Origin of the sequence: Elizabethkingia argenteiflava (assembly GCF_009904105.1) — a bacterium.
GTDB lineage: Bacteria > Bacteroidota > Bacteroidia > Flavobacteriales > Weeksellaceae > Elizabethkingia > Elizabethkingia argenteiflava.
The window spans coordinates 1-7,071 of record NZ_JAAABJ010000171.1; the positions used below are offsets into that span (position 1 = coordinate 1).

6 protein-coding genes and 1 pseudogene are annotated in these 7,071 nt (G+C 37.1%); 1 reads left to right on the forward strand and 6 read right to left on the reverse strand.

The genetic code is table 11. The features are described 5' to 3' along the window. Window positions 1–619: 619 nt before the first annotated feature. From GNY06_RS01360 to GNY06_RS01375, 4 genes are all read right to left on the reverse strand, one after another. A complete protein-coding gene (locus GNY06_RS01360) occupies window positions 620–1,516 on the reverse strand; it encodes a tyrosine-type recombinase/integrase (RefSeq protein ID WP_166518467.1) in 897 nt (298 codons plus the stop codon). Further along, on the reverse strand, window positions 1,500–2,429 hold the full coding sequence (locus GNY06_RS01365) for a tyrosine-type recombinase/integrase (RefSeq protein WP_166518468.1): 930 nt from the start codon (window positions 2,427–2,429) through the stop codon (window positions 1,500–1,502). The genes GNY06_RS01360 and GNY06_RS01365 overlap by 17 nt, the downstream gene beginning before the upstream one ends. A 155-nt stretch (window positions 2,430–2,584) precedes the next feature. After that, complete coding sequence (locus GNY06_RS01370; protein ID WP_166518469.1) at window positions 2,585–4,891, reverse strand: CHC2 zinc finger domain-containing protein; 2,307 nt, start codon at window positions 4,889–4,891, stop codon at window positions 2,585–2,587. Next, entirely contained in the window at window positions 4,888–5,148 is a 261-nt protein-coding gene (locus tag GNY06_RS01375) for a SymE family type I addiction module toxin (RefSeq protein WP_166518470.1), read from the reverse strand. Before GNY06_RS01375 ends, GNY06_RS01370 begins: the two co-directional genes overlap by 4 nt. 141 nt (window positions 5,149–5,289) lie before the next feature. On the opposite strand from GNY06_RS01375, the gene GNY06_RS01380 reads away from it, so the two are divergent. Beyond that, window positions 5,290–5,625 (forward strand): helix-turn-helix domain-containing protein, encoded by a 336-nt coding sequence (locus tag GNY06_RS01380; protein ID WP_166518471.1) that lies wholly within the window; start codon window positions 5,290–5,292, stop codon window positions 5,623–5,625. A gap of 150 nt (window positions 5,626–5,775) precedes the next feature. Here GNY06_RS01380 and GNY06_RS01385 read toward each other — a convergent pair whose 3' ends face one another. Both GNY06_RS01385 and GNY06_RS01390 read right to left on the reverse strand, forming a co-directional pair. Then, complete coding sequence (locus GNY06_RS01385; RefSeq protein WP_166518472.1) at window positions 5,776–6,237, reverse strand: hypothetical protein; 462 nt, start codon at window positions 6,235–6,237, stop codon at window positions 5,776–5,778. After that, window positions 6,237–7,071, reverse strand: a pseudogene (locus GNY06_RS01390) (hypothetical protein); the annotation flags it as partial. The gene GNY06_RS01385 and the pseudogene GNY06_RS01390, both read right to left, overlap by 1 nt.

Genomic DNA, 7,071 nt, shown 5'->3' on the forward strand with positions numbered 1-7,071 from the left:
AGACAACCACATCTACTCAACAAATTGCTCGCGCGAACGCAACCTTTTGATAAAGAACACCTTTTCTTATTCTCAAAAATAAGGATTTTTCTTTTCAATTGAAAAAAATAAACTTCTGTTTCCAAAAATTTGTTTTTAAAAACTGTCGTTGTCGCTGTTGCCCAAAAATGTTAAAATGTGGGTAAAATAGCGGTAGCAAAAGCTTCGGCTTTATCCACATTTTAACATTTTCGTGTTTTGATAACTAAAATTCCAATCGAAGCTACTCAGAGCGTTGGCGCATTTTTCCTTATTTCGGGTGGTTGAAGCTTTAGCAAAAAGGTGTTTTTCGATGCTGGATTTGAGATGGGAAGATTCGGGGCTGCGGCTGTGGAGGGCTGTGCCCGGAACATAGGAAAGCATTTTACATAATCTCAAATTATAGGCACCGATAGCCTTTGCCAGGAGCGAAGTTTACGCAGTGGAGGGCAACGTTTAGCCGCTGGCCGTGCGTATAATTTTGATTATGTAATTTGCTGTGGCCATTTAGTTTAGGGAAGGTTAGGCAAGCGTTGGAGGAAAATGTCTTTTTTGTGGCTGGGGGTGGGATCATTTAACCCAAAATGCAGACGGTGGGATTTTATTTTAATGGATGGTACAGATTTACGGCATTCTGCAGGATTTCTAAATCGGTTTGTTTGTACTGCTGTGTGGTAGATGCTCTTTTGTGACCTGCAAAGACTTGGACGATTCTGGTGTCGTTTTCTTTTTTTAAAAGGTTGGCAATAACGCTCTGGCGGATTTTCATCGGCTTTATCTGCTCGTTTCCTTTCCGGGTTTCGTTGATCATTTTGCTGATCCCGTGGGGATTTATCTTTTCTCCGTACTGCCCTAAAATAAAGGATTCTTCATTTGGATTCCTCTGGTTGTATTTCAAGAGTTTCGCTCTGTCCTTTTTCAGATAATGATAAAATAAAAGGATCTGTTTAGCTTGCAAAGGTAATGTCCGGCTTTGTGGACTTTTAGCGGTTAATTCCTCTCTTCCTTTGATGTAGATTTCTCCACGGTCTAAATTGATGTCCCCGGTTTGAAGCGCTGATACTTCATTCACGGTTAAAGCCTGATAGATCAGCAGGCTGATCATAATCTTATTACGGTTCTGCAAGTAGCTTTTCTTTCTGATGTGGTAAGTTTCAAAGTAGTTTTCTAAGGTTTCTTCACTGTAAAGGTTATCAACCTGTATTTGTTTGCTTACTTTGTCTTTTAAAAATAGTTCGCTACAAGGATGATCTTTCCTTTTCCCGATTTCCAGTAAGTAATTGAAGTAGATTTTTACAGCGTATAAACAGTGTCTTAGGGTTTTGGGATGTAAATCGTGGTTTTTTCTTAAGTGTTCAATGTATTGTAAAACGTCTTTGTAATTGGCTTTCTCTGATCTGTTTCCGCAATAATCTGTAAATCTTCTGATGTTGTACAGGTTGCTGTTTAAAGTGCTTTTGCTGTATTTCTTTTCTAAATAACTACGAAGTGTTATCATATAAATCATTGATCTGTTGTTGTGATACGTGGGTGTATATCTCGGTGGATTCTATAAAACTATGTCCTAAAAACATCTGTACATGTTCGAGCTTCATGCCGTTTTCTAATAAATGGGTAGCAATGCTGTGTCTTAATGTATGGATACCAACCCTGTTAAGTTCCTGAGAGGTAAATTGTTTTCCAAATTCTGTTTTTAAAATCAATGTTTTCAGCACCTTATTAAAGGTCCATTCCTTCATTCTTTGGCCTTTGCTGTTCAGGAACACAGCTTTTTCATTTGCCTCAGATGAAAAAATAAATTCTTCCAGTTCTCCTTTTATAGTATCGTTTATCGGAACCAACCGCCTTTTGCTGTTCTTGCCTTTCTGGACAATAACCAGATTTTCCGACAGCCTGATATCTTCTTTGTTCATGTCGCAGATCTCCTGTACTCTGAGTCCGCAGCCATAACCGATATTTAGTATTGTTTTTTCCTGTAAATCTGCTGCTTTATAGAGTTCTTGTATTTCTTCCTGGCTAAAGATAAACCGCTGCGGTTTTTCGGTAGGATTTGTAAATTTTAAATGGGATGCAGGACTTTTTTTCAGTGCTCCGATTTCTAACAGATATCCTAAATATTGTTGCAGGTTACGCATATTATCGTAAACGGTTTTTTGCTTTATCGGCTTTCCGGTTCTTGTACTGATTTTATTCTGCAAATAGTAATGATAATCGGCAATTTCTTTTGGGGTAACTTCTTTTATTTCAAAGACTTTATGCTGTTCCAGAAAACTCAAAAATTCCTTCAGATATAAATATCTTGCTTGTGTGGTTTCAGGCTTCAGACCTAAAATGTCTAAATGTCTTTTGTAATTTATCGCCTGTTCTCCGTAGTTTTCAGAATAAAGTTGGTGTTTACTTGGTCGTCCCATCTTTTCAAGTATGACTGTTTTGCTTTTGTAATATTTTAAATTTTGGGTCGCAAGAGGTATTGTAATTGTTAAATGATTGATGATAAACAACTTATATAATCGTAGATATATACTTTAGCGAACCGGTAGCGGTTCTCTAGCGAACCAATGGTGGTTCATACTTTGTTTTTCAGTTCTTGGATTTGGTTTTGCAAAAAGTCCTTTATTTCGGTTCTTAGCTTCTGATGATTATCCCAAAAACTAATTTTATATTTAATCCCTTTGTTAGCGTAGCCTCCTGAATATTTGATATATTCTAACTCTAAAAGTGAGTTAATAAATCTTTGCAGCTGTGTTTTGCTCATGTTAAATTCCTGTCGGATTTCTCTTTGTAGGAACTCTTGGCTTTCGTTCTTTACATACTTTTTCAGCCTTTCAAAAAACTGCCGGAGGCTGCCGTCTAATTCATCTACCTTTAAAACTATGCTTTCAAATAGTATTTCCGTAGCCTGCTCTATGTCTTCAATGGTGGTCAGTAATTGGTTGTCTTTTGTCAGTTTTCTTTGGTATTGATTTAAGAATGTTACCTGTTTTATTACCGCTTGGTACATTTCGTTCAATCGCCTTATTTTATGAACCTTTTCGGGAAGATGCAGCTTGGTGGCATACGGATTTATAACCTCGTAAAATTTTAGATTTCTAACCAATTTTTGGATGAAGCTGATTGCCTTTTGTTGCTCGTCTGAACTTACTTCTCCGGCATTCCTGCGGTTTTGATACTGGATAATTCTCTGTGTCTGTTCCTTGCTTTCATCAACGGCAATCAGGAAGGATCTGCTCATATTGTCTTCGTAGGTTTCGCCTTTTGTAGTCGCAGACAAGCTGCTGAACTGTCCTTTTACAATTTTATGACTGGATTTATTGTTTCCCTTCTTATCCTTTATCGTTACGCTGCTTCTCAATACTTGGTTGCTGATAAACTCCCGAAGTGCATACAAAGCATCTTCTTTTAGTCCGTCTAAATCTTCAATGATTATTATCTTTTGGAACAGGTCAAATTCTCCCCAATTATATAAACTAGATTCTGTAATTCTCGTAAACCGTAACACATCTTCCTGTGGCATTAAATCCGCAATTCTTGAGATAATATGGGTTTTCCCGCTTCCGCTTGAACCTTGTACGATTCCGTGCAATGGACTTTTATTTAAGTAACTGATCGTAATTAAAAACAACAATAATCTGCTATTTTCCTCGCCGATGATTCCAGCCTGTTCTATCAACTGGTTCAGGTTCTGAAGTAGACTTTTATCACTTAAAAAATCCGTTACCGTTTTCGGCTCTGCTCTTGGTTCTCTCGCTGATTGTACAGATTCCGCAGATTTTTTATTTAATTGCGTGTCGAGGCTCTCGACTTCAGTTGAAAGAAAAATATCTTTCTTACTTTCCAATAATTCCAAAAATATACTTTCATTGTGCAGCTGCAATGTTTCATTGACATCGTTATTAGGCACTTCGACTACGCTCAGTGTGACACCGGGTATTTCTTCCTGAAGAAGTTTTGAGTATTTCTCAACCGCCTGTTTGCCCGCTTCATCACTATCAAACATAAATACAATTTCTTCCAACTGCTTTAGTTCTTTGATAGCGTTTAAAATTTCCTCGTTCAATCCATTCGTTCCGAAGCAACTGATTAAACTAAAGTTTTCCTTTATTTTCGGGATTTGCAAAAGCGTGGCACAATCGATAATCGCTTCTGTTAATATCAGTTTTTTTGTGTTAGGATTGGGATAGTTTGGGTAAATTCCGGAACGATCCTTTAAATAAAAATGTTTCGCTTTATCATCATTCAATGTTGAACGGAAGTATAACCCCGTTACTTCATTTTCTTTATTTTTGAGCGCAAAACATATAGACCATTTCCCAAAAACACCGTAAGCCTTTTCCCCGGTTCTGCCTACAATTCCTTTATCTAATAATAAACCGTATTCTAATGCCTGAGCAATAACATTCTCATCTTTCCTCGCCCCGTGGTGGAACTGTCCGGAGTTGTAACCGACTTCCAATTTCGTAAAATCCAATCCCCGTTTTTGTAGATAATCTTTTGCAGGCTTGCTGTTATTAATGGCATTTCTAAAGTACTGAAACATATTTCCTAAAAACTGTTCTTTGCTTAAATCCTTCTGATACCGGTCTTTTTTGTTGGGTTCTTGGTATCCTAAAATTTCCTGTGCTTTCTTGATAGCTTGGTGTTTGGTAAAGTTTTCTTTGTACAGAATAAAATCGATCACATCAATGCTTTTGCCATGGGTTTTACAATTGGAAGAAAAGCAATAGCACGTCTGGGTTTTGTAGTACAGCTGCATGCTCGGAGTTTTGTCATCATGGAACGGGCAGTTAATCCTGTTGTGCTTGTCTGCTTTTAAACCGTAGTAGTGTAGAACAGTGGCTAAAGTGAGTTGTTGTTTTAATTGTTCAATAGTCATGCTCCTAATTTTTTTAAGGCTTGTTTTACTTCCTGTAAAGCGGTTTTATAATCGTGGGCAGCTTGGGCTTCGTCTCCTAAAGGCTCTATGATCAGAAGCTTTTCACGAACCGTAAGGCGCAACATATCGCCTGCATTAAAGCCTAAGCGCGCTAACCACACCCCACTTAGCGTAAGCCACGGGACTACCTTACCATTGCCCGAACCTGAACGGTAACGGCTTTGGAGTTTTACTCGTCTGTTGGTGATTTCTGACATAATGAAAAATATTTTTTGATAAACATGTGATACAAAAGTAACGGATGTTTTTCATTTAAGCAAATAATATTTATTTCTTTTGATAAATTTCTTTTCCTATTTTTGTATCATTAGCCTACAAAAGGGTAACTTTAGATAAACATGGTTAGCATTGGAGAACGTATAGCACAACTTCGCAAGGCCAAAGATTGGTCACAGGATCAACTCGCCAAAGAGGTGGAGTCTTCTAGAGTAATGATCGGTAAATATGAACGGGGAGATAATCTTCCTTCTATAGAAGTAATGGTAAAAATAGCCAAGGCTTTTGGCGTTAGTGTAGACTTCATTTTGGGAGAAGGACTAAATGCTGCTTATGATAAAGAGATGGTCAAACGTCTCGATGAAGTGGAAAGCCTCCCCGATGATGAAAAAAAACGCATATTCGATTATATGGATCTCATTATCAGAGATTATAAAACTAAGAAAAATTATAAGTGATTATAATACAAAAACCACCGCCGAAGCGGTGGTTTTTTCTCTACCGGCACGAACTACAAGCTCGCCAGCTACGGGAAGTTTAAAGATTTCTTTAATAAAAATGTAGCTGCGCTATAAAACACAAAACCCTCGCTTTTGCGAGGGTTTTTGTTATTTTAAAAGCTTCACTAAGTCTTTTCTCAATAATTCAACATCCGTATCAAGTTTTTTCTTTTTTACAACTTCTTCAAGTGAATCCATTTTTTGTAAAATAGATTCTTTTAAAAATTCAATACGAGATTCTTCAGATTTACTGAAAAAATTATTATCATTTACAATTATCGGGATACCTATTGATTTCTCTTTTTTGCGGTAATTTTCTATTTCAGGTAAATTATCAATTTCAAAGAAAATAGGATTAACATAAAATTGAAACAAGGCTAATTTCAAGTCCTTTCCATAGTTTTCATTGTTTAATTTCTTCAATGTGTCACAAATTCCACTATCTCCCCAAATATAACTCCTAAATAATCTTCCTTGCTCTATTGCTAAATCCTTCTGTTCTTGAGTATCTGTATAATTGCCTCCCGTAACAGAAACATAACACCCAAAAATATTATTATCGTTGCTCATTAATGATTGTTTTTATTTAATGGTCCTTTTTGTATTTGATTTTGTGCTGCTTCCCAATTATAAGCTTCTCTTCTATTAGGAAACGGTTGTTTTTCCATATATTTATCACTCATAAAAGATTTTGTATAACGGGATTCTGCTTTAGCTTGTGATGTTATTCCATTTTTTAAGAAAGTTCCGTCTTGGTTATAGAGTTTATATCCCCAAGTTGGTCTTTGACTTGAAAGGGAGTTACCGTGAACTGCACCAGAAAACGCTCCTTTTTCAGCAGACAAAACTTTAAGCGCATCATCACTTTGTCCTTTTGCTACAAGCAGTGGAAGAGCCGCATATTTTAAATTACTATCAGATGAAGAAAGAGCCATTCCTGCAATTTCAAAAATCCCTGTAACATCTCCTGCTCCTCCTATATACTGAATAGGACCATCAGAAAAGCCCATTTTATCCGCAAATGTAGGTCTATGTTGAACTCCGTTTATTGCTGTTCCTCCGCCAGTAACAAAATCATTCTCCATTGAAATGTAAGAACCGGAAGAAACTTCTTCAACCCAACCAGTTGAACGTAGTTCATATTGATACCCACCAAAACCGAGAGTAGATTCTCTTGAGATTGTAGCAGAAGAATAAACACCTTCTACATTGCTGTAGCCAGCTGCTGTTGCTTGTGAAGCGGTCTTTATACTTGCGTCATAAGTCCAAGTGTTTTTCCCATTGACTGTTTGTCTTATCCAATCAAACGGTTCACGTCCATCTGGGTCTACGAAATTTACAGGATTATTGAAGCTATAACTGTACGGCGACCAGCTTGGCATTTTCTCCGCTAGAGGATCCACA

Coding starts and splice junctions, on each gene's coding strand:
- GNY06_RS01360 (WP_166518467.1), bottom strand. CDS start 1,516: ATGATAACACTTCGTAGTTATTTAGAAAAGAAATACAGCAAAAGCACT.
- GNY06_RS01365 (WP_166518468.1), bottom strand. CDS start 2,429: ATGGGACGACCAAGTAAACACCAACTTTATTCTGAAAACTACGGAGAA.
- GNY06_RS01370 (WP_166518469.1), bottom strand. CDS start 4,891: ATGACTATTGAACAATTAAAACAACAACTCACTTTAGCCACTGTTCTA.
- GNY06_RS01375 (WP_166518470.1), bottom strand. CDS start 5,148: ATGTCAGAAATCACCAACAGACGAGTAAAACTCCAAAGCCGTTACCGT.
- GNY06_RS01380 (WP_166518471.1), top strand. CDS start 5,290: ATGGTTAGCATTGGAGAACGTATAGCACAACTTCGCAAGGCCAAAGAT.
- GNY06_RS01385 (WP_166518472.1), bottom strand. CDS start 6,237: ATGAGCAACGATAATAATATTTTTGGGTGTTATGTTTCTGTTACGGGA.